The organism is Comamonas sp. B21-038 (genome assembly GCF_022387135.1).
Taxonomy (GTDB): Bacteria; Pseudomonadota; Gammaproteobacteria; order Burkholderiales; family Burkholderiaceae_C; genus Comamonas; species Comamonas sediminis.
In genome coordinates this window covers 4,812,607-4,832,053 of record NZ_CP092462.1, presented here as the reverse complement: position 1 = coordinate 4,832,053, position 19,447 = coordinate 4,812,607, and the positions used below count along the sequence as shown (strand labels likewise).

16 protein-coding genes and 1 pseudogene are annotated in these 19,447 nt (G+C 64.9%); 7 read left to right on the top strand and 10 right to left on the bottom strand.

From position 1 onward, the window contains the following. Window positions 1–51 precede the first annotated feature (51 nt). From MJ205_RS22000 to MJ205_RS21990, 3 genes are all read right to left on the bottom strand, one after another. Window positions 52–2,106, bottom strand: coding sequence for a ligand-gated channel protein (locus tag MJ205_RS22000; protein WP_239810368.1), 2,055 nt, complete (start codon window positions 2,104–2,106; stop codon window positions 52–54). Between the two features lie 393 nt (window positions 2,107–2,499). Beyond that, window positions 2,500–4,569 carry a ligand-gated channel protein gene (locus tag MJ205_RS21995; protein ID WP_239810367.1) on the bottom strand — a complete coding sequence of 690 codons (2,070 nt, stop codon included), beginning with the start codon at window positions 4,567–4,569 and terminating at the stop codon, window positions 2,500–2,502. 354 nt (window positions 4,570–4,923) lie between these two features. After that, window positions 4,924–6,249, bottom strand: coding sequence for a DUF445 domain-containing protein (locus MJ205_RS21990; protein ID WP_239810366.1), 1,326 nt, complete (start codon window positions 6,247–6,249; stop codon window positions 4,924–4,926). A gap of 141 nt (window positions 6,250–6,390) precedes the next feature. Between MJ205_RS21990 and MJ205_RS21985 the strand changes: the two genes are divergently transcribed. Then, window positions 6,391–6,642, top strand: a complete 252-nt coding sequence (locus MJ205_RS21985) for a DUF3297 family protein (protein ID WP_133858265.1) — start codon at window positions 6,391–6,393, stop codon at window positions 6,640–6,642. Window positions 6,643–6,794: 152 nt separating this feature from the next. Here the strand turns inward: MJ205_RS21985 and hmpA are convergent, their stop codons facing one another. Beyond that, window positions 6,795–7,970: an NO-inducible flavohemoprotein gene (gene hmpA / locus MJ205_RS21980; protein WP_239810365.1), complete on the bottom strand. Its 1,176-nt coding sequence runs from the start codon at window positions 7,968–7,970 to the stop codon at window positions 6,795–6,797. A gap of 141 nt (window positions 7,971–8,111) precedes the next feature. Between hmpA and norR the strand changes: the two genes are divergently transcribed. Beyond that, on the top strand, window positions 8,112–9,731 hold the full coding sequence (norR, locus tag MJ205_RS21975; RefSeq protein WP_239810364.1) for a nitric oxide reductase transcriptional regulator NorR: 1,620 nt from the start codon (window positions 8,112–8,114) through the stop codon (window positions 9,729–9,731). 86 nt (window positions 9,732–9,817) lie between these two features. Here the strand turns inward: norR and MJ205_RS21970 are convergent, their stop codons facing one another. The 3 genes from MJ205_RS21970 to MJ205_RS21960 all read right to left on the bottom strand — a co-directional run bounded on the left by MJ205_RS21970 (window position 9,818) and on the right by MJ205_RS21960 (window position 12,291). Then, window positions 9,818–10,234, bottom strand: coding sequence for an FKBP-type peptidyl-prolyl cis-trans isomerase (locus tag MJ205_RS21970; RefSeq protein ID WP_239810363.1), 417 nt, complete (start codon window positions 10,232–10,234; stop codon window positions 9,818–9,820). Between the two features lie 83 nt (window positions 10,235–10,317). After that, entirely contained in the window at window positions 10,318–11,454 is a 1,137-nt protein-coding gene (locus MJ205_RS21965) for a pyridoxal-phosphate-dependent aminotransferase family protein (protein ID WP_239810362.1), read from the bottom strand. 108 nt (window positions 11,455–11,562) lie between these two features. Then, window positions 11,563–12,291 (bottom strand): YggS family pyridoxal phosphate-dependent enzyme, encoded by a 729-nt coding sequence (locus MJ205_RS21960; protein ID WP_239810361.1) that lies wholly within the window; start codon window positions 12,289–12,291, stop codon window positions 11,563–11,565. 83 nt (window positions 12,292–12,374) lie between these two features. Here MJ205_RS21960 and MJ205_RS21955 point away from each other — a divergent pair, with 83 nt between their 5' ends. The 4 genes from MJ205_RS21955 (at window position 12,375) to MJ205_RS21940 (ending at window position 16,370) form a co-directional block, all read left to right on the top strand. Further along, complete coding sequence (locus MJ205_RS21955) at window positions 12,375–13,418, top strand: type IV pilus twitching motility protein PilT (protein ID WP_239810360.1); 1,044 nt, start codon at window positions 12,375–12,377, stop codon at window positions 13,416–13,418. A gap of 131 nt (window positions 13,419–13,549) precedes the next feature. Then, on the top strand, window positions 13,550–14,158 hold the full coding sequence (locus tag MJ205_RS21950; protein WP_239810359.1) for a cyclic nucleotide-binding domain-containing protein: 609 nt from the start codon (window positions 13,550–13,552) through the stop codon (window positions 14,156–14,158). A gap of 72 nt (window positions 14,159–14,230) precedes the next feature. Further along, a complete protein-coding gene (locus tag MJ205_RS21945) occupies window positions 14,231–15,367 on the top strand; it encodes a PilT/PilU family type 4a pilus ATPase (protein ID WP_239810358.1) in 1,137 nt (378 codons plus the stop codon). A gap of 76 nt (window positions 15,368–15,443) precedes the next feature. Beyond that, the gene (locus tag MJ205_RS21940; RefSeq protein ID WP_239810357.1) at window positions 15,444–16,370 is read left to right on the top strand and encodes an NAD(P)-dependent oxidoreductase; all 927 of its coding nucleotides are present in this window, start codon (window positions 15,444–15,446) and stop codon (window positions 16,368–16,370) included. Window positions 16,371–16,585: 215 nt separating this feature from the next. Here the strand turns inward: MJ205_RS21940 and MJ205_RS21935 are convergent. The 3 genes and pseudogenes from MJ205_RS21935 to MJ205_RS21925 all read right to left on the bottom strand — a co-directional run. Next, a pseudogene (locus tag MJ205_RS21935) lies at window positions 16,586–17,245 on the bottom strand (BON domain-containing protein); the annotation flags it as partial. After that, window positions 17,245–17,844, bottom strand: a complete 600-nt coding sequence (locus MJ205_RS21930) for an SIS domain-containing protein (RefSeq protein ID WP_239810356.1) — start codon at window positions 17,842–17,844, stop codon at window positions 17,245–17,247. The gene MJ205_RS21930 and the pseudogene MJ205_RS21935, both read right to left, overlap by 1 nt. A 211-nt stretch (window positions 17,845–18,055) precedes the next feature. Continuing rightward, window positions 18,056–18,502, bottom strand: coding sequence for a YraN family protein (locus MJ205_RS21925; protein WP_239810355.1), 447 nt, complete (start codon window positions 18,500–18,502; stop codon window positions 18,056–18,058). Between MJ205_RS21925 and rsmI the strand changes: the two genes are divergently transcribed. Beyond that, a complete protein-coding gene (gene rsmI / locus MJ205_RS21920) occupies window positions 18,493–19,425 on the top strand; it encodes a 16S rRNA (cytidine(1402)-2'-O)-methyltransferase (RefSeq protein WP_239810354.1) in 933 nt (310 codons plus the stop codon). The genes MJ205_RS21925 and rsmI overlap by 10 nt on opposite strands. Window positions 19,426–19,447 lie beyond the last annotated feature (22 nt).

Here is a 19,447-nt window from a genome sequence, read left to right as displayed (position 1 = left end):
CAAAGCGATAGCCGCAGCGCCCGCCGCAATGCGGGTCGCCGCGCGGCGGGTTTAGAACTTGAGGTTCATGCCCACCCAGTAACGGCGCCCGTCCTGCACGGTGGCGTAGTCTTCGTAGTACACATCCTTGTCGAACAGGTTGTAGATGCCGGCGAAGAAGGTGGTGTTCTTGTTGTAGTGGAACGAGCCGCCCACATCGAACATGGCGTAGCTGCCAGCGACCCAGGTGCGGGCCGAGCGGCCGCCGGTCGGCTGGCTCTCCTTGCCTCGGTAGGACAGCTTGGTCCAGCCGTTCCAGCGGTCAGACGGCTTCCAGTCCAGTGCGACATTAAGCATATGGCGCGGCAGCTGCGACAGCGGCTGGCCGGCAAACTCGCCGCTCTTTTGCTCGGACTTGGTGAAGGTGTAGCTGGAGTTCAGGTCCAGGCTGCGCGCCAGCGGCATGGTCAGCGTAGCCTCGATGCCGCGCGTCACTGCCTTGTCGATATTGATATTGGTCGTAGGCGTGTTGCCGGACGAATTCAACGGGCCACACTCGGGGCAGGCAATGCGGGTGATCTTGTCGCGGAAGTCGTTGTCAAACACGGTCAGGCCTGCCGACAGACCGGCACCATCGTTGTAGAGCACGCCCACTTCCTTGGACAGCGATTTCTCCGGCTTCAGATCCGGGTTGCCATAGATATTGCCGCCCCGGCTGGCCTGGCCCCAATCGCCCAGCGTCTGGCGCAGCGAGGGTGCGCGGAAACCGGTGGAGACACCGCCCTTGACTGTCCAGCGCGGGTTCAGGTTCCACACGCCATAGAGGCGCGGGCTCCATTGCGATCCGCCCTTGCTGTCGTCGTCAAAGCGCAGGCCGCTGGTCAGCGCAAAGTCCTCGCGCAGGCGCCATTCGTCTTCGGCAAACCAGGCGTACTGGGTGCGGTCGGCCGTGGTGCGGTTGCTGCCGGGCAAGGTGTTGGTCGTGGTGTCGGTCAGATCTTGCTTGTTGTAGTACAGGCCAGTGCTGACGATGTGCGCGTCGCCCACCGGTATCACCCAGCTGGTGTTGGCCACCGTGTTCTTGATGGTCATCTCACGCGAGATGTTGCGGGTCTTCTCATGCTGCACATAGGTATCGGACGAGGCCCAGCCCCAGCGGCCCTTGTGCTGCAACGAATAGTTCTCGCGCTCGAACCTGCGGTCGGACAGCGCACCCGTCTCCAGCAAGGTCTTGCCGGGGGTGGAGATGAAGTGCTGCTTGGCCGCGCCCAGTTCGGCAATGATGTCGTGGTCCTTGCTCGGCGTCAGCGCAATGCGGGCGTTGAGCGCCTGGGTATCGCTGTCGTTGTAGCCCTGGTAGATGCGGTCTTCATCGCGCTTGCTGTAGTTGCCGTAGAGGCTGATGCCCAGCATCTCTTCCTTGATCGGGCCCGAGAGGTAGAAGTTGCTCTGGTAGGCATTGCCGGATTCGGAGCGCTCTTGCAAGGTGGCATCGGCACGCAGCGAGCCATGCCACTGCTTGGCCACCTTGCGCGTGATGATGTTGACCACGCCGCCCATCGCATCCGATCCGTAGAGCGAGGACATGGGCCCGCGCACCACCTCGATGCGTTCGATGGCTTCGAGCGGCGGCACCCAGCTTTGGTCGGTGCCCGTCGAGCCATTGGTCTGCGTCTCGCGCGTGCTCATGCGTTTGCCGTCCACCAGGATCAAGGTGTAGTTGGCGCCCATGCCGCGCAGGCTGATGTCGTTGGAGTTGTTGTCCGACGGGGTCATGATGACGCCCGGCACATCGCGCAAGGCATCGTGCAGGTTGCTGTAGGCGCCCTGCTCCAGCTTCTCACGCGGGATCACGGTGATCGAGGCCGGTGCCTGGGTCACCTCCTGCTCAAAGCCCGCCGCTGTCACCACTACGGTGCCCAGTGTTTTGTCGCTGGCAACCTGCTCGGCAGCATCGGTGGCATCAGCGGCCTGCGCTGCTGCTGCGCCATTTACCAGCATGCCGGCCACCACACCGGCGATGGCGCGCAGTGCATGGCGCTGGGGTGCCGATGGCAGCCGGTGGAAATCAAGACGCAGAGGCCGTGCTGACGCGCGACCTGCTGCCAACGAGGCAGAGGAGGACATGAAAATACTCGGTGTTCAGGTGACAACAGCCACGCCTCAGGCGCCCGCAGATGGTGGCCATCGGCAGGTGCTGGCGGCGGGCCAGCGATGCTTCGCTTGTTGTGCAGGTCTGCGGTCACGGCGCTTGTCAGGGCACCGTCCCGAGGAGGCATGGCCGCCCCATGCAAGCATGGGCAGCAAGGGGGAACGCAAGACGTTTATATGCGAATAGTTCTCATTATAGAGATTGATGAAGAATCGTTACGAAATGCCATGTAGCGATTTTGTAAAGTTCGTCCTACAGCGCGCATGCGGCAACCGCTTCTCACGCTGCGCAAACCAAGCCTGGAGCCGCTCCTGGCCGGAGGCGCGCCGTCACACGCAGACCTCCAGCGATGGCCAGGACACTACAGATCAAAAACCGACGGTGACCTTGGCCCAGTAACGGCGGCCGTCATACACCGCGTCGTAAGTGGCGCTGTCCACGCGCTTGTCGAACAGGTTGTAGATGCCGGTGCTGAAGCGCACATCCTTGCTGTAGGCATAGTTCAAGCCCAGGTCCATGAAGGTGAACGACGGCGTGCCCTTGGCCATCGAGGTGCGGCTCAGGTAGTCCGAGCTCTTGCCCCGGAAGTTGACCCGGCTCCAGACACCCAGCTTGTCCGTGCCCTGCCAGTCCAATGTGGCGTTGAGCATGTGCTTGGGCATCTTGTTGAGCGGCTGGCCGGCAAAGTTGCCGCTCTTTTGCTCCGAGCGGGTGAAGGTGTAGTTGGCCGCCAGGCGCAAGGCTTCGCTGGCCTTCCAGGTGGCGGTCGCTTCCACACCGCGCATATTGGCTTCATCCACATTGGTGCGGTCGCTGATGAACTTGTAGGGCGTGCCCAGTACCGTGCAGTTGCCGGTGACGATGGCGCGGCCCGCGCCCTCGGTGTCCTCACAGCTGCGCACCTCGGTGATCTTGTCCTTGAAATCGGTGTTGAACAAGGTCAGACTGCCGGTGAAATCGCGGCGGTTGTCCCAGATCACGCCCAGCTCCTGGCTGGTGCTTTTCTCGGGTTTGAGGTTGGGGTTGCCTCGGATGATGGCCGGGTCGCCACCGCCGCCGGTGATCTGGCCCCAATCGGCCACCGCAGCGCGCAGGCTGGGCGATTTGAAGCCGGTCGAGATACCGCCCTTGACGCTCCACTCCGGCGTTGCGTGCCAGACGCCGTAGACGCGCGGCGTCCAGTCGGTGCCGTAGTTCTGGTCATGGTTCATGCGCAGGCCGGTGGTCAGCGCAATCGCATCGGTCACCCGCCATTCGTTCTCGGCAAACAGCGCCCACTGGTAGCGCTTGAGCGTGTTGATGGGGTTGTCCACCTTCATCTGGTTGCCGTTGTCCGTCAGCTTTTCATGTTTGTAGCTCAGGCCCACGGTGGTCAGGTTGCGCTCACCGATCGGCATCACCATCTGGCTGTTGAACTCGGTGTTCTTCAGCTTCATCTCGCGGCCAGGGTTGTCGATCTCCTCGTGCTGCAGGTAGGTCGTCGAGGTGCCAAAGCCCCAGCGCCCGGTGTGCGAAATCGCGAAGTGGTTGCGGGAGTAGTCCGAGAAGCTGGAGCTGCGGCTCGCGCTCTTGCCTGCCGTTGCATAGCGGTCCTGCAGGGTGCGGCCCACTTCCAGCGCCAGGTCGTGGTCCTTGTTGGGGGTCAGGGTCAGCTTGGCGGTGCCCGAGCTGCTGTCCTGCTCATTGAAGCCGCCGACAAACTTGTCTTCGAGGCGGCGCGATTTCTGGCCGTAGATCTGCAGGCCCAGCACATCGCTCTTGATGGGGCCGGCCAGGTAGAAGTTGCTCTGGTAGATATCGCCCGAGGCGGAGGATCCCTGCTGCGTGGTCTCGGCGCTCAAGGTACCCGTCCACTGCTTGGCCACCTTGCGCGTGATGATGTTGACCACGCCCCCCATTGCGTCCGATCCGTAGAGCGACGACATCGGACCGCGCACCACCTCGATGCGCTCAATCGCGCTGAGCGGCGGCAGCCAGCCTTGCTCGATGCCGGCGCCATCGCTGTTGGGCCGGGTCTCGCGCGAGTTCTGCGGCTTGCCGTCCACCAGAATCATCGTGTAGCTCGATGCCATGCCCCGGATGCTGATGTCGCTGGAGCTGCCGCCACCGGTGATGACCACGCCGGGCACATCGCGCAGCGCATCGGTCACATCGCGGTAGGCCTTTTTCTCCAGCTCCTGGCGCGGGATCACGGTGATCGAGGCCGGTGCATCTTCTACCGCCTGCTCAAAGCCCGAGGCCGTCACCACGACGGTGGACAAGGTCTTGTCGGCCTCCGCTTCGGTCTGCGCCAGCGCAGGGCCGGCACCCAGCAGCGCGGCGGCCACCAGGGCCGTAGCGCGCAACGCATGGGGCACGGCACGGTGCGGCGATGGACCGGCATGCAACAGCGAAACAGGGCGGGCAGCACAGGCGGCAGCGAAAGGGCGGGGGGTCATGGAACAGGCTCCAGGTCAGATCAAACGGATGGCGCATGGCTGCGCCCGCCTGGCCGCTCATGGCGATCAGGCACAGCGCAGGCCCAGGGCCGGCGGTTATTCGCGGGGTTTGGAGGTGTCAGTCACGGCGCGGCAGGCAGCAAAGGGGTGCTGCTGGGCCGTCCTGGCGAGCATGCCGTGCTGTGCGGCATGGAGATGGCGGGGAGCCACCTTGGCTGGGCAACGAAAAAATCCGGGGACCATCAACAAATGCGAATGCTTCTTATTATACCCATTGATAAAGAAGTGTTGACTAATGTGAAGCAGGGATAAAGCACTTTGGATACATCTCTGTGGCGCATAGGCCTCAGCTGGCTATGCAGAACCACCGCCCAGGTGGTTCACCAGCCACCCCAGCCAGAACAGCGCAAAGCCGATCAGCCCCCCCACCAAGGTGCCGTTGATGCGGATGTACTGCAGATCGCGGCCAATGTTCCATTCGATCAGCTCGCCCAGTTCACGCGCATCCCAGCGCTTGACGGTATCGGCAATATGGGTGCCGAAGAACTGCGAAATCTCCGGCGCCAGCTCCTGCACCCACAGCTCCATGCGGGTATTGAGCGAACTGCGCAGCGCCTGGTCGGCTGCCAGCGACTTGCCCAGCCACAGGCCCATGCCCCGCACATTGCGCGCCATCGCCGAATGCTCGTTGGCCAGATCGGCCTGCAGGCTGGCGCGCAGGCTTTGCCACAGCTCCTGCACATACTCGCCCACGGCAGGGTCGTGCTGCAGGTAGCGGCGCACTTCCTCGCCCTTGGCATGCCAGGCGGGGTCCTGGGCCAGGCGCTCCACCCACTCCTGCATGGTCTGGTCAAACTTGGCGCGCAGCACATGGCTGGGGTTGTCGGCAATCGCATCGAGCAGGTGCTCCAAGCTGCTGGCGATCATCGCCGAGCCCTTGTCGCTGAGCCAGCCGGTGGGCAGCATTTTTTCTTTCAGCGGGTGCTCGGTCTTGAGCCAGTGCGCAATGGTCTGCGCAATCAAGGTGCGGGTTTCGGCCTCGTGCAGCAGCTCGACCAGCTTGTCCAGCGCCTGCGCCAGCAGCACCTGGTGGCGGCCGTTGTGCGTCAGCACGGTCAGCACCTTGGACAGCGACTGTGACAGGTCGATCTGGCCCAGCAAGGTGCGCAGCGCCAGCTTGATGAAGCGCTCCACCTGCGCATCCTGCACGGTGGCCAGCGCAGCTGCCGCCAGGCGCGCCACCTGGTGGCCCAGCAGCTCGGCATTGGCCGGCGCCTTGAGCCACTGCGCCAGCTTGTCCGCCGGCTGGTGCGTGCGCACCAGCTGCACCAGCGAGTCGCCATCGAGAAATCGCTCGCGCACAAAGACGGCCAGGTTCTCGCCGATGCGGTCCTTGTTGCGCGGGATGATGGCCGTGTGCCGCGAGATCCACGGAATCGGGATGTGCTTGAACAGCGCCGCCACCGCAAACCAGTCGGCCAGCGCGCCGACCATGCCCGCCTCGGTCATCGCCCGCAGGCAGCGCAGCGCCAGCTGCCAGTGGTGCGATTGCGCAAACGGCTGGCCCAGGCACCAGCTGGCCAGCACAAACATGCAGGCCACGGCCAGCAGCAGCAGCAAGGGGGTGAGCTTGGCGCGGCGCAGCAGACGCTGCTGCGCATCGGTCAGTAGCAAGGGCATGGCGACCACTGTAGCGGCAAGCAGCAGAGCTTGCCAAGTCAGCCAACGGCGCGGTTTGCCATTCCCGGACGCGATGCCCGCAAAAGTGTGGACAATGGCGGCCTGTGCGGCACAGCGCCGCGTTCTCTACTGCACCTGACCATGACCGATACCACTGCCCGCCCCGAACTGCCCGACCACCTGTCCATCGACCCCAAGAGCCCGCATTTTGTGCGCGAGGTCTTCAACCACGACATCGGCATCCGCTTCAACGGCACCGAGCGCGTGGATGTCGAGGAATACTGCGTGAGCGAAGGCTGGGTCAAGGTGCCCGCCGGCAAAACCGTGGACCGCAAGGGCAAGCCTTTGCTGATCAAGCTCAAGGGCAAGGTCGAGGCCTATTACAAGGACTGAGTCCTGGCCTGATCACCTCCGCCGCGCTGCGCTGAAGCGGCCCGGTAAAACGAAAACCCGACCCAGGCTGGCCTTGCAAGGCGAGCATGGCTCGGGTTTTTTGCCTGCGGCGGCCGGTGCCGCACGCGCCTCAGCGCTTCAGAGGCATGCGATCAGGCCAGCGCTTCAGCAGGGCCAAAGAACTCATAGCGCACCTGGGCATCGGGCACGCCGAGCTTGCGCAGCGAGGCCTTGACCGAACGCATAAAGGGCTTGGGGCCCAGAAAGTACACATCGGCATCGCGCGAGGCCGGCAGCCACTGGCCCAGCAGGTCCTCGGTCAGACGGCCCTGGGCAGCGACCGCCTCGCCGTCGGCCACCTCCTCGTACACATAGCGCGGCTGCAGTTGGCTGTGCGCCTGCGCCAGCGCATCGATCTGCGGGCGGAAGGCATGCACGGCACGGCCCCGGGCGCAGTGGATAAAGGTGACCGGGCGGTCGGTCTGCAGCGCGGCTTCGAGCATCGGCAACGTGGGGGTGATGCCAACGCCGCCGCTGATCAGTACCAGCGGGCGCTCCCCCGCCTGCAAGGTGAAATGGCCGGCCGGCGCAAACAGCTCCAGGGTGTCGCCCACTGGCAGATCATGCAGGTAGTTGGAGACCTTGCCGCCGGGCTCGCGCTTGACGCTGATGCGGTAGCTGCGGCCATTGCTGGGCGCGGACAGCGAGTAGTTGCGGCGCTGCTCGGTGCCACCCACGATGGCGCGCAGGCCGATGTACTGGCCCGGCTGGTGGGCAATCACGGCCTTGCCGTCCACCGGCTCCAGATAGAAGGAGCTGATCTCGGCGCTCTCGGCCACCTTCTGCACCAGCTTGAAGGTACGGGCACCGCGCCAGCCGCCTTCGGCATGGGCGATGTCGTCATAGGCCTTGGCCTCGGCAGCGATCAGGATGTCGGCCAGCTGGGTGTAGGCAGCGGCCCAGGCATCGATCACCGCATCGGTGGCAATCTCGGCGCCCAGTACCTCGCGTATCGCGCGCAGCAGGCAGTTGCCCACGATCTGGTACTGGTCGGGCTGCACCTGCAGCGCCACATGCTTGTTGATGATCTGCGCGGGCAGGTCGCCCAGGTTCTCCAGCCTGTCGATGTGCTTGGCGTACATCAGCACGCTGTGGGCCAGCGCGCGGGGCTGGGCGCCGCTTTGCTGGTGGGCCTGGTTGAACAGCGGGCGCACCTCGGGGTACTCGCTCAGCATCATCTGGTAGAAGTGCGCGGTCAGCGCCTCACCGCCGGTCTCCAGCAGGGGGACGGTGGCCTGGATGATCTGTTTTTGGCTATCGCTCAGCATCTAACTCTCCTTGCATGTGGTTGTTCTTGGTAGTGCATGCATCGTGCCAACACCAGGTTTGTGGAATATCAATACCTTGCACAATGCATGCAGTCATACTGACCACTGGTAAATGCTGTGTTTTTGACACCCCGAGTCGTTTTGACATCCTCCAAAATCCTCCACGCGGTGATTCCGCTGGTCGCCGATCTGGCCCAGGAACTGCCCGAGCGCGAGCGCCTTCGCCGCCTGCTTGCCGCGTTGCGCACCCTGCTGCCCGCCGATGCGGTGGCGCTGCTGCGCCTCAACGGCGAATGGCTGGAGCCGGTGGCCATCGATGGCCTGGTGCCCGATACCCTGGGCCGGCGCTTCAAGGTGGCCGAGCACCCACGCCTGGCCCAGCTGCTGGCCGCCGGCCAGGCGATGCGCTTTGCACCCGACAGCCCCCTGCCCGACCCCTATGACGGCCTGATCACCACCCCGGGCGAGCTGCATGTGCATGACTGCATGGGCTGCGTGCTGCAGACCGGCGGCCTGGCCTGGGGCCTGTTGACCCTGGATGCGCTGGAGCCCGACCGCTTTGCCGGTGACAATGCGCTCGAGCTGCTGCAGGCCTTCAGCAACCTGGCCGCTGCCACCGTGGCCACGGCCGAGCGGGTGCAGCAGCTGTCCCAGGCCGCGCGCAGCGCCGCTGCGCCGGCACCGCGCAGCCCGGGCGCGGACCGCAGCCGCCAGATCCTGGGTACCAGCCCCGCCATCCGCCAGCTGCAAAGCAGCATTGCACTGGTCTCCGCCAGCGATCTGTGCGTGCTGATCACCGGCGAAACCGGCACCGGCAAGGAGCTGGTCGCCCAGGCCGTGCATGCGCAATCGCCGCGTGCGGCGCAACCGCTGGTCAGCATCAACTGCGCCGCGCTGCCCGACAACCTGGTCGAGAGCGAGCTGTTCGGCCATGTGCGCGGCGCCTTCACCGGCGCATTGAGCGAGCGGCGCGGCAAGTTTGAACAGGCCCAGCACGGAACCCTGTTCCTCGACGAGGTGGGCGAGCTGTCGCTGTCGGTGCAGGCCAAGCTGCTGCGCGTGCTGCAAAGCGGCCAGCTGCAGCGCCTGGGTTCGGACCGCGAGCACCAGGTCGATGTGCGCGTGATCGCCGCCACCAACCGCGACCTGGCCGCCGAGGTGCAGGCCGGCCGCATGCGCGCCGATTTCTACCACCGCCTTTGCGTCTACCCCGTCGTGGTGCCGCCGCTGCGTGCGCGGGACAGCGACACCCTGGTGCTGGCCGGCTGCTTTCTCGAAGAGAACCGCGCCCGCCTGCAACTCGGCGGCCTGCGCTTGGATGCCGCCGCCCAGGCCGCCCTGCTGCGCTACCCCTGGCCCGGCAATGTGCGTGAGCTGGAGCACTGCATCAGCCGCGCCGTGCTCAAGGCGCTGAGCCGCACGCTGGGCCAGCGCAAGGACAGCGCCAGGCCACGCATGCTGAGCATTGGCGAGGAAGACCTGTGGGATGGCGCCGCCGCCGCACCGCTGCCGCCCGGCCAGCAGGCAACGGGCCGCATCGCGCCGCTGCCAGTTGCCGACGTGGCCGACGGGCCAGCCGCCAGCGCCGGGGCCTTGGGCCTGCGCGCCCAGGTGGAGCGCTACGAGCGCCAGTTGCTCAGCGCCAGCCTGGCCCGCCACCACGGCAACTGGGCCGCAGCCGCGCGCGAGCTGCAACTGGACCGCGCCAACCTGCAGCGGCTGGCCAAGCGCCTGGGGGTGGAGCGCTCAAGCCTTGGATGAACTGGCCACCCGAACAACAAAAAGCCTCCGCGCCAGCAAGACGCGAAGGCTATGGAGCTGAGAACCGGCTCTTGGGGAGCCGGGGTTTACTGGCCCTTGATGCCCAGCAGTTCCACTTCAAAGTTCAGCGTGGCATTGGGCGGGATCACGCCGCCAGCGCCACGGGCGCCGTAGGCAATCGAGGCCGGGCAGGTCAGCTTGGCCTTGCCGCCGACCTTCATCAGCTGCACGCCTTCAGTCCAGCAGGGGATGACACCTTGCAGCGGGAACTCGATCGGCTCACCGCGCTTGTAGGAGCTGTCGAACTCCTTGCCGCTGTCAGGGAAGGTGCCTTTGTAGTGCACCTTGACGGTGTCGGTTGCCTTGGGGCTGGCGCCGGTGCCGTCCTTGATGCTTTCAAACACCAGGCCGCTCTTGGTCGTCACAGGCTTGCTCTGTGCCTGGGCCAAGCCGGCGGTCAGGGCGATGGCAGCGAACAGGGCGCTGGCAGTCAATGCTTTCATGGCGAAATCCAATCGAATGTTCTTCAAACAAAACCAGCATTCTGCACCTGGATGGCAGGCGCAGAACGCGTTAAAAACACAAGTTAACCCTTGATACCCAAACCATCGAGCGCCTGGCGCAGATGGCCCACGGTGCGCTCGACGTTATGCCATTTGTCGAGGCCAAACAGGCCGATGCGGAAGGTCTTGAACTCCGGCCCTTCATCGCACATCAGCGGCACGCCGGCAGCGGTCTGCAGGCCCACGCTGGCAAATTTCTTGCTGTTCTGGATCTCCGGGTCGGTGGTGAAGCTGACGACCACGCCGGGCGCCTCGAAACCGGGCGCCGCCACGCTGGGAAAGCCCCGCGCCTTGAGCAGTGCGCGCACCTCTTGGCCCAGCTGGGTCTGCTCCTGGCGCAGTTTGTCCAGCCCATAGGCCTCGGCCTCCTGCATCACCTTGCTCAGTTGCACCAGCGAATCGGTGGGCATGGTCGCGTGGTAGGCATGCTGGCCTTTTTCGTAGCCTTCGGCAATCTGCATCCACTTCTTCAGATCGCAGGAGAAGCTGCTGCTCTTCGTATCCTCGATCGCCTTGCGCGCACGCTCGGAGAGCATCACCATCGCGCAGCAAGGCGGGCCGCTCCAGCCCTTTTGCGGCGCGGTGATCAGCACATCGACACCGGTCTTTTGCATGTCCACCCAGATGGCGCCGCTGGCCACGCAGTCGAGCACCATCAGTGCGCCGACCTCGTGCGCGGCGGCGCTGATGGTCTGGATGTAGCCGTCGGGCAGCACAATGCCGCTGGCGGTCTCGACGTGCGGGGCAAACACCACCTGGGGCTTTTCGTTGCGGATCGCAGCGGCCACTTCTTCGGCCGGGCAAGGTGCCCAGGCATCCTGCGGGCCGCTGCCCTGGGGGCGGGCCTTGCAGATCACGGCACTGCCGCCCAGGCCGCCTTCTTCGAAAATCTGGGTCCAGCGGTAGCTGAACCAGCCATTGCGCACGATCAGCACCTTGGCGCGGCTGGCGAACTGGCGCGCCACCGCCTCCATGCCAAAGGTGCCACTGCCCGGCACGATCACGGCCGTGTGCGCATGGTAGGTGGCCTTGAGGATGCGCAGCACCTCACCCATCACACCAATGAAGCGGTGCGACATGTGGTTGAGCGCGCGGTCGGTGTAGACCACCGAAAACTCCAACAGGCCATCGGTGTCAACGTCGGGTAGCAATCCTGGCATGGGGGTCTCCTGTCTATTTGAGGGGGTACACAGAACAATCGGGGGCCAGCTTAGCACGCAGCACCATGCGCTGCCGCCGGGCCGGCGGGGGTAGGCAGATGGCGCCGTTCAATGGGCGCTGCCGTAGTCGCGCTGGCCAAAGATGCCGCTGCCCACGCGCACCATCGTCGATCCGGCCTGCACGGCGGCCTGCAGATCGGCCGTCATGCCCAGCGAGATGGTGTCCCACTGCGCCAGCTGCGGCAGGCCCAGTGCGGCGATGCTGTCGAACACCGCCTTGACCCGCTGGTGCACGGCCAGCTGCGCGGCAAAGTCGGGCACGACATCGGGGATGCTCATCACGCCCCGCAGCTGCAGCTGGGGCAATTGGGCCACCTGCTGCACCAGCGCCGCCACCTCGCCCGGCGCCACGCCGGACTTGGTGGTGCCGCCATCGACATTGACCTGGATGCAGACCTGCAACGGCGCCAGCTGCGCGGGCCGCTGGGCGGACAGGCGCTCGGCGGTCTTGAGCCGGTCCACCGTATGCACCCAGTCAAAGTGCTCGGCCACCAGCCGCGTCTTGTTGCTCTGGATCGGGCCGATGCAGTGCCACACCAGGCCCTGGTCCTTCCAGGCATCCTGCTCGGCAAAGTAGCGGATTTTCTCCACCGCTTCCTGGATGTAGTTTTCGCCAAAGGCGCGCTGGCCGGCCTCGGCCGCTTGGGCAATGGCATCGACGCCAAAGGTCTTGGAGACGGCCAGCAGCTGCACGCTGTTGCCGGGGCGGCCGCAGGCCTGGCAGGCGTTGTCGATTTGCAGGCGAACCTGCTGAATTTTTTCGGAAATCGTGCTCATAATGTAAAAATATGCACTGCCTTGGAACGTGTTGACCACGAGGCCTTGCACTCAAAGCGTACCAAAACAACGAGGGAACTGCAGTGGATATCACCCAATTGCTGGCATTCAGTGTCAAAAACAAAGCGTCTGACTTGCACCTGTCTGCAGGCCTGCCGCCGATGATCCGGGTCCACGGCGATGTGCGCCGCATCAATGTCGATCCGCTGGACCACAAGCAGGTCCATGCGATGGTCTACGACATCATGAGCGACGCCCAGCGCAAGCAGTATGAAGAATTCCTCGAAGTCGACTTCTCGTTCGAGATCGAGGGCCTGGCGCGTTTCCGGGTCAACGCCTTCAACCAGAACCGCGGCTCGGGCGCCGTGTTCCGGACCATTCCGAGCAAGATCCTGACCCTCGAGCAGCTCAACGCGCCCAAGATCTTTGCCGACCTGTCGCTCAAGCCGCGTGGTCTGGTGCTGGTGACCGGGCCGACCGGCTCGGGCAAATCCACCACCTTGGCGGCGATGGTCAACTACCTCAACGAAAACGAATACGGCCACATCCTGACGGTGGAAGACCCGATCGAATTCGTCCATGAATCCAAGAAATGCCTGATCAACCAGCGCGAGGTGGGGCCGCAGACGCTGTCGTTCAGCGCCGCACTGCGCTCGGCACTGCGGGAAGACCCGGACGCGATTCTGGTCGGCGAAATGCGCGACCTGGAAACCATCCGCCTGGCGATGACCGCGGCAGAAACCGGCCACCTGGTGTTCGGCACCTTGCACACCTCCAGCGCCGCCAAGACCATCGACCGGATCATCGACGTCTTCCCCGCCGAAGAAAAGGAAATGGTCCGGGCGATGCTGTCCGAATCGCTGCAGGCGGTGATCTCGCAGACCCTGTGCAAGACCAAGGACGGCCAGGGCCGCGTGGCCGCGCACGAGATCATGCTGGGCACCCCGGCCATCCGCAACCTGATCCGCGAGGCCAAGGTGGCACAGATGTATTCGACCATCCAGACCAGCAACAGCATGGGCATGCAGACGCTGGACCAGAACCTGACCGACCTGGTGCGCCGCAATGTGATCAGCCCGGCCGAGGCGCGCAGCAAGGCCAAGACGCCGGAGAACTTCCCGGGTTAAGCATCGCGAAACACGCCGGAAGATCTTATTCATTGAATAACTGACAAACGGTTGCACGAAGGGCACCAGCGGTCATTGCCAGTACCGCAGGTGCCCTTTATGCTTTGCGGGATCAAAGGAGACCATGGGCCATGAACCGCTTGCATTCCGCATCCCCGGCAGACGAGCCCGCCGAGGCTGATACGGGCTTCTTCCTCCATGGCTTCCAGCAGGCCAGCACGTCGCAGGCGCCCTATGTGCTCTGGAGCCAGCGACGCAAGGCCATCCATGCCCAGCTTCTGGCGCCGGCCGACCCCGCCACCGCCCTGCGCATGGTCTGGGCGCAGGATGCCGCGCTGTCCCTGCTGCAATCCCCGTTCATTGACCAGATGGTGCAGTACCTGGAGTTCTACCAGGTGCCCGCGCTGCAAACCCTGATCCAGCAAGGCGAGCTGGGCGACTACATGCTGATCGTGCTGAGTGGCCAGGTCCGTGTCGAGCGCCAGCTGGCCAGCGGCCAGACCGTGCACCTGGCCGATACCCACCCTGGCGAGGTGCTGGGGGAAATGTCTCTGTTTGACAGCAGTCCGCGTTTTTCTTCGTGCATCACCACCACCGACTGTGCGCTGGCTGTGCTGAAGGCCGATACACTGGACGCCATGATGGAGTTGGACGCGTCCACGGCCGCCTATTTGCTGGCCTTGTTTGCGCGCAAACTCTCCACGCGGCTGCGGCAGACCAGCGCCCGGATCGAGCCCTGAGCCTCTCAGGGCGCCCGTCCTCAGGGCGTTTCTGTTGCATAAGCAACAATAACGGAGCCAGAGAGGATTGTCATGGAACGGGATCAGGCCAGTAAGTTCATCAACGACCTGTTGAAGCTGATGGTGCAGCGCAATGGCAGCGATTTGTTCATCACCGCTGACTTTCCGCCGGCGATCAAGATCGATGGCAAGGTCACCAAGGTCTCCAGCCAGCCGCTGTCGCCCACCCACTCGCTGACGCTGGCCCGCTCGATCATGAGCGACAAGCAGGTGGCCGAGTTCGAAAAGACCAAGGAATGCAATTTCGCGATCTCGCCCGCCGGCATCGGGCGTTTTCGGGTCAACGCCTTCATGCAGCAGGGCCATGTCGGTCTGGTGCTGCGGACCATTCCACTGACCTTGCCGACGATCGACGGCCTGGGCGTGCCCCAGGTGCTCAAGGACCTGGCGATGACCAAGCGCGGCCTGTGCATCATGGTCGGCGCGACCGGCTCGGGCAAGTCCACCACATTGGCGGCCATGGTCGACTGGCGCAACGAAAACTCCTACGGCCACATCATCACCGTGGAAGACCCGGTCGAATTCGTCCACCCGCACAAGAACTGCATCGTGACCCAGCGCGAAGTGGGTCTGGACACCGACAACTGGGAAGCGGCGCTGAAAAACACCTTGCGCCAGGCCCCCGACGTCATCCTGATGGGCGAAATCCGCGACCGCGAAACCATGGAACATGCGGTGGCGTTTGCCGAAACCGGTCACCTGTGCCTGGCCACCCTGCACGCCAACAGCGCCAACCAGGCGCTGGACCGGATCATCAACTTCTTCCCCGAAGAGCGCCGCGCGCAGCTGCTGATGGATCTGTCGCTGAACCTGCGCGGCCTGGTGTCCCAGCGCCTGCTCAGCAAGCAGGACAGCAAGGGCCGGGTCGCGGCGGTCGAGGTGATGCTGAACTCACCCTTGATCTCGGACCTGATCTTCAAGGGCGAGGTCAACGAGATCAAGGAGATCATGAAGAAAAGCCGCAACCTGGGCATGCAGACCTTCGACCAGGCGCTGTTCGACCTGTACGAGGCCAACATGATCACCTACGAAGATGCGCTGCGCAACGCCGACTCGGTCAACGACCTGCGCCTGCAGATCAAGCTGGGCAGCCAGCGCGCCAAGCGCAGTGATCTGGCCGAGGGCACGGAGCACCTGACAATCGTTTAAGCTGTCAGCGTTTTGGGTTTTCAGCGACACGGCACCCAGGCCCGCCTTGGGTGCCGCTCTTTTTGGAGTCACCGCAATGGCATCGAGTATTCAAGCACGCAGCTATGACAGCACCCCTTCCCTGAACGTCGCCTTTTTGGGCCTGGGCGTCATGGGCTACCCCATGGCGGGCCACCTGGCCCAGGCAGGCCATGCGGTCACCGTCTACAACCGCACCGCGCAAAAGGCGCAAAGCTGGTGCGAGGAATTCGCCAGCTCCAAGGCCCCCCGCCATGCCGCCACACCGCGCGAGGCTGCAGCCGGCGCCGACATCGTGTTCTGCTGCGTCGGCAATGACGATGACCTGCGCTCGGTCGTGCTGGGCGCCGATGGCGCGCTGGCCGGCATGAAGCCTGGCGCCATCTTTGTGGACCACACCACCGCCTCGGCCAATGTGGCCCGCGAGCTGTATGCCGCCGCCCGGGCCCAGGGCCTGCACTTTATCGATGCGCCCGTCTCCGGTGGCCAAGCCGGTGCAGTCAATGGCCAGCTCACCGTCATGTGCGGTGGCGATGAGGCCGTGTTCAACAGCGTCAAGCCGGTGGCGATGGCGTTCTCGCGCGCCTTCACCCTGCTGGGCAGCAGCGGCGCGGGCCAGCTGGCCAAGATGGTCAACCAGATCTGCATCGCCGGTGTCGTGCAGGGCCTGTCCGAGGCGATTGCCTTCGGCATGAATGCCGGCCTGGACATGCCCCAGGTGCTGGACGTGGTCAGCAAGGGTGCGGCGCAAAGCTGGCAGATGGAAAACCGGGGCAAGACCATGGTCGAGGGCAAGTTCGATTTCGGTTTTGCAGTGGACTGGATGCGCAAGGACCTGGGCCTGGTGCTGGACGAGGCCAAGCGCAATGGCTCGCGCCTGCCGCTGACCGCGCTGGTGGACCAGTTCTACGCCGATGTGCAGCAATCGGGTGGCAACCGCTGGGATACCTCGAGCCTGATCACCCGCCTGGGCAAGAAGGCCTGACCCCCCCAGAACGCAAAAAAGGCCGCTGATGCGGCCTTTTTGTTGTGTGCCGAGCAGGCTCAGGGCTTGGTCGTGAACCCATCGTTGAGCGGCTGCACCGGCGTCGTGTTGACCGGCGAGGTGGTCACACCGGTCGACACCGGTGCGGCCGCAGGCGCTGCTGGTGCGGCCGCTGGCGCGGGCACGACGGTCGCTGCCGGGGTGCTGATGGCCGATGCACTGCTGTCGTTGACCACCGGTGCGGCATTGCCGGTGCTGCGGTTGTTGCTCAGGGACTTGAGCTCGTCTTCACTGATGATCTCGAAAACGCGCACGACCTTTTGCACATTGGCCACGCCCCGGGCGATTTCTGCAGCGCGCTTGGATTCGCGCTCGGTCACGCGGCCCATCAGGTAGACCACGTTGCGCTCGGTCAGCACCTTGATGGCGCTGGAGCTGAGGTCCTTGGCATCGATGATGCTCGCCCGCACCTTGCCGGTGATCAGCGTATCGGTCGAACGCTGCGACAGGCTGGAGTTGAACATCACCGCCACATCATTGACGACGGTCTTCACGTTCTGGGTGGCCTTGGCCGCTTCCTCGGCCTTTTGCTTGAAGGCTTCGTTCGGCGCTTCCCCGGTCAGCAGCACCTGGCGGTTGTAGCTGGTGACATTGATATGCCCGTCATTGCCGGCACGCTCGCGGATGGCGCTGGCCACGCGCAACTCAATGCTCTCGTCCTCCACCTGGATCCCGGCGGTGCGGCGGTCGATCGCCATCACCGTGCCACCGACGGCGGCGCCGCCGATCACCAGCGGAATGCAACCCGAGACGGTCGCAGCGACCGTTCCAGCCGCCACCAGACTCAGCGTCAATCGCTTCCAAGACACAGGCATCATTCCTCTTCTCCTAACAATTGGGTATCGATTCCGTCAATCAGGCAGTGCAGCACCAGCTGGTGCACCTCGCGCACGCGGGTGCTGCGGTCATGGGGCACGCGCATCAGCACATCGGTTTCGCTCAAGGCATTGGCCAGCAACCCGCCGGTGCGGCCGGTCAGCACCACGGCGGACATGTCGCGCTCATGCGCCGCTTCCACCGCGCCGAGCAACGCCCGGTCATGGCCATCAGCGCTGATGACCAGCAGTAGATCGCCGGGCTGGCCCAAAGTTCGCACCTGGCGCGCCAGGGTCTGCGTGTGGCCTTCGGCCGTCAGGCTGCTGCCCAGCTGGGCCTGCGCCAGCGCGCCGTTGTCGAGCACCATCGCGGCCAGCTCGGGGCGCTCGCGCTCCATGCCGCTGACGCACATCGCGGCGAACTGCGCCGCCTGCGCCCAGGACAGGCCATTGCCGCAGCACATCACCTTGTTGCCGCTGGTCACACAGGCGAGCAGCGCGTATACCGCGCTGGCGACGCTTTCGCTCATCTCCTGTGACACCTGGTAATGGAGATCGGCGCTATCGATAAAGTGCTGTTGGATGTGTTGCTCAAGCATGGAGGCCCGATGATAACCTTGGCAGGTTTCCCCCTGGGGCCGGGATGATGACTTTTCTCAGCCCCAAGCGTATGCAAAGCCCGGCAACTGCGCGCTTCAGGACCCTTTGCAAAACCCTTGCAAAACCCTTGCAAGACCCTTGCCCACCGGGATGGACGCGGATCGCCCAAGCCCCCGTTGAGACCACGGCAAGGCGTTTTGCAGAGCGTCCTCAGCCCCCATCGGGCACATCAAAGGCGGCCCGCAGCCAGACGATCTCCTGCTCGACCAGCACCGCATCAAAACGGCAGGCCGGCTGCTGGCGCAGGCTGGCCAGGTAGTGCCGGGCGGCCAGGATGATGCGCCGCTGCTTGGTGCCGCCGATGCTGCCGCCCGCACCGCCAAAGCCGCCGTGCTGGCGCTGGCGCACCTCGACAAACACGACGGTGCCATCGCGCTCCTGCATCACCAGATCGATCTCGCCGCCGCCGCGCCCGGGCGTGCGGTAATTGCGCGCCAGCGGGCGCAGGCCTTGTTGTTGGAGATAATGGAGCGCGGCATCTTCTGCCCGCTGGCCCCGCAGCTTGCTGTTGTCCGCCCCTTCGCTGGCGGCCTGCGGCAATGCGGCAGGCGCGCGAGGGCTGCGCCATTTTTCAAGGATCTTCCACGGTGTCTGCATCTTTCACCTCCGCTTTGCAAGCAGCCCAGGCTGCAGCCGGCACCCAGCACTACCCTGCCTCCACCTTGTACGTGGTGGCCACCCCCATCGGCAACCTGGCCGACATCACCCTGCGCGCGCTGCATGTGCTGGAGCTCGCCGACGCCGTGGCCTGCGAGGACACCCGCCACACCCACAGCATGCTACGCGCCTACGGGGTTGGCAAGTCGGGCGGCCAGCTGATTGCGGTACACCAACACAATGAGGCCGAGGCGGCCGAGCAGGTCATCAGCCGCCTGCAGCAAGGCCAGCGCATCGCCTATGTCAGCGACGCTGGCACACCCGGCGTCAGCGACCCGGGCGCACGCCTGGCCGCCGCCGTGGCGCGCGCGGGCCTGCGCGTCAGCCCCTTGCCCGGCGCCAGCAGCGTCACGGCGCTGGTCAGCGCTGCGGGCGCGGTCGCCGGCGAAGGCGCCAGCAGCGGCTTTGCGTTCATCGGTTTTCTGCCGACCAAGGCGCAAGAGCGCCAGCAAGCCGTGGCCCAGCTCGCACAAGACCCGCGCACCCTGGTGCTGCTGGAAGCGCCCCACCGCATTGCCGACCTGGCCCAGGCGTTGGCCGTGCTGCAGGACCGGCCCGTGACCTTGGGCCGCGAGCTGACCAAGCAGTTTGAGGACATTGCCACGATGCCCGCAGCCGATGTGCCCGCCTGGCTGGCGGCCGACCCGCACCGCAGCAAGGGCGAGTTTGCGCTGCTGCTGCACCCGCAGGCGGTGCAGACCGATGGCCTGGCCGATGCGCACCGCGTGCTGGCGCTGCTGCTGGCTGAGCTGCCGACCAAGACCGCCGTCAAGCTGGCCGCCGACATCACCGGCGCGCCGCGCAATGCGCTGTATGACACGGCGCTGGCCTGGAAGCGCGATGCCGAGCAAGCCGGCGGCTGACCGCCGTTGGGGCCTCTAGCGC

Excerpts from the sequence above, each read along its gene's own strand:
- MJ205_RS21940 (WP_239810357.1), top strand. The coding sequence starts at position 15,444 with ATGGCATCGAGTATTCAAGCACGCAGCTATGACAGCACCCCTTCCCTG.
- MJ205_RS21950 (WP_239810359.1), top strand. The coding sequence starts at position 13,550 with ATGAACCGCTTGCATTCCGCATCCCCGGCAGACGAGCCCGCCGAGGCT.
- MJ205_RS21965 (WP_239810362.1), bottom strand. The coding sequence starts at position 11,454 with ATGCCAGGATTGCTACCCGACGTTGACACCGATGGCCTGTTGGAGTTT.
- MJ205_RS21985 (WP_133858265.1), top strand. The coding sequence starts at position 6,391 with ATGACCGATACCACTGCCCGCCCCGAACTGCCCGACCACCTGTCCATC.
- MJ205_RS21960 (WP_239810361.1), bottom strand. The coding sequence starts at position 12,291 with ATGAGCACGATTTCCGAAAAAATTCAGCAGGTTCGCCTGCAAATCGAC.
- MJ205_RS21990 (WP_239810366.1), bottom strand. The coding sequence starts at position 6,249 with ATGCCCTTGCTACTGACCGATGCGCAGCAGCGTCTGCTGCGCCGCGCC.
- MJ205_RS22000 (WP_239810368.1), bottom strand. The coding sequence starts at position 2,106 with ATGTCCTCCTCTGCCTCGTTGGCAGCAGGTCGCGCGTCAGCACGGCCT.
- MJ205_RS21945 (WP_239810358.1), top strand. The coding sequence starts at position 14,231 with ATGGAACGGGATCAGGCCAGTAAGTTCATCAACGACCTGTTGAAGCTG.
- MJ205_RS21970 (WP_239810363.1), bottom strand. The coding sequence starts at position 10,234 with ATGAAAGCATTGACTGCCAGCGCCCTGTTCGCTGCCATCGCCCTGACC.
- MJ205_RS21925 (WP_239810355.1), bottom strand. The coding sequence starts at position 18,502 with ATGCAGACACCGTGGAAGATCCTTGAAAAATGGCGCAGCCCTCGCGCG.
- MJ205_RS21995 (WP_239810367.1), bottom strand. The coding sequence starts at position 4,569 with ATGACCCCCCGCCCTTTCGCTGCCGCCTGTGCTGCCCGCCCTGTTTCG.
- MJ205_RS21930 (WP_239810356.1), bottom strand. The coding sequence starts at position 17,844 with ATGCTTGAGCAACACATCCAACAGCACTTTATCGATAGCGCCGATCTC.
- hmpA (WP_239810365.1), bottom strand. The coding sequence starts at position 7,970 with ATGCTGAGCGATAGCCAAAAACAGATCATCCAGGCCACCGTCCCCCTG.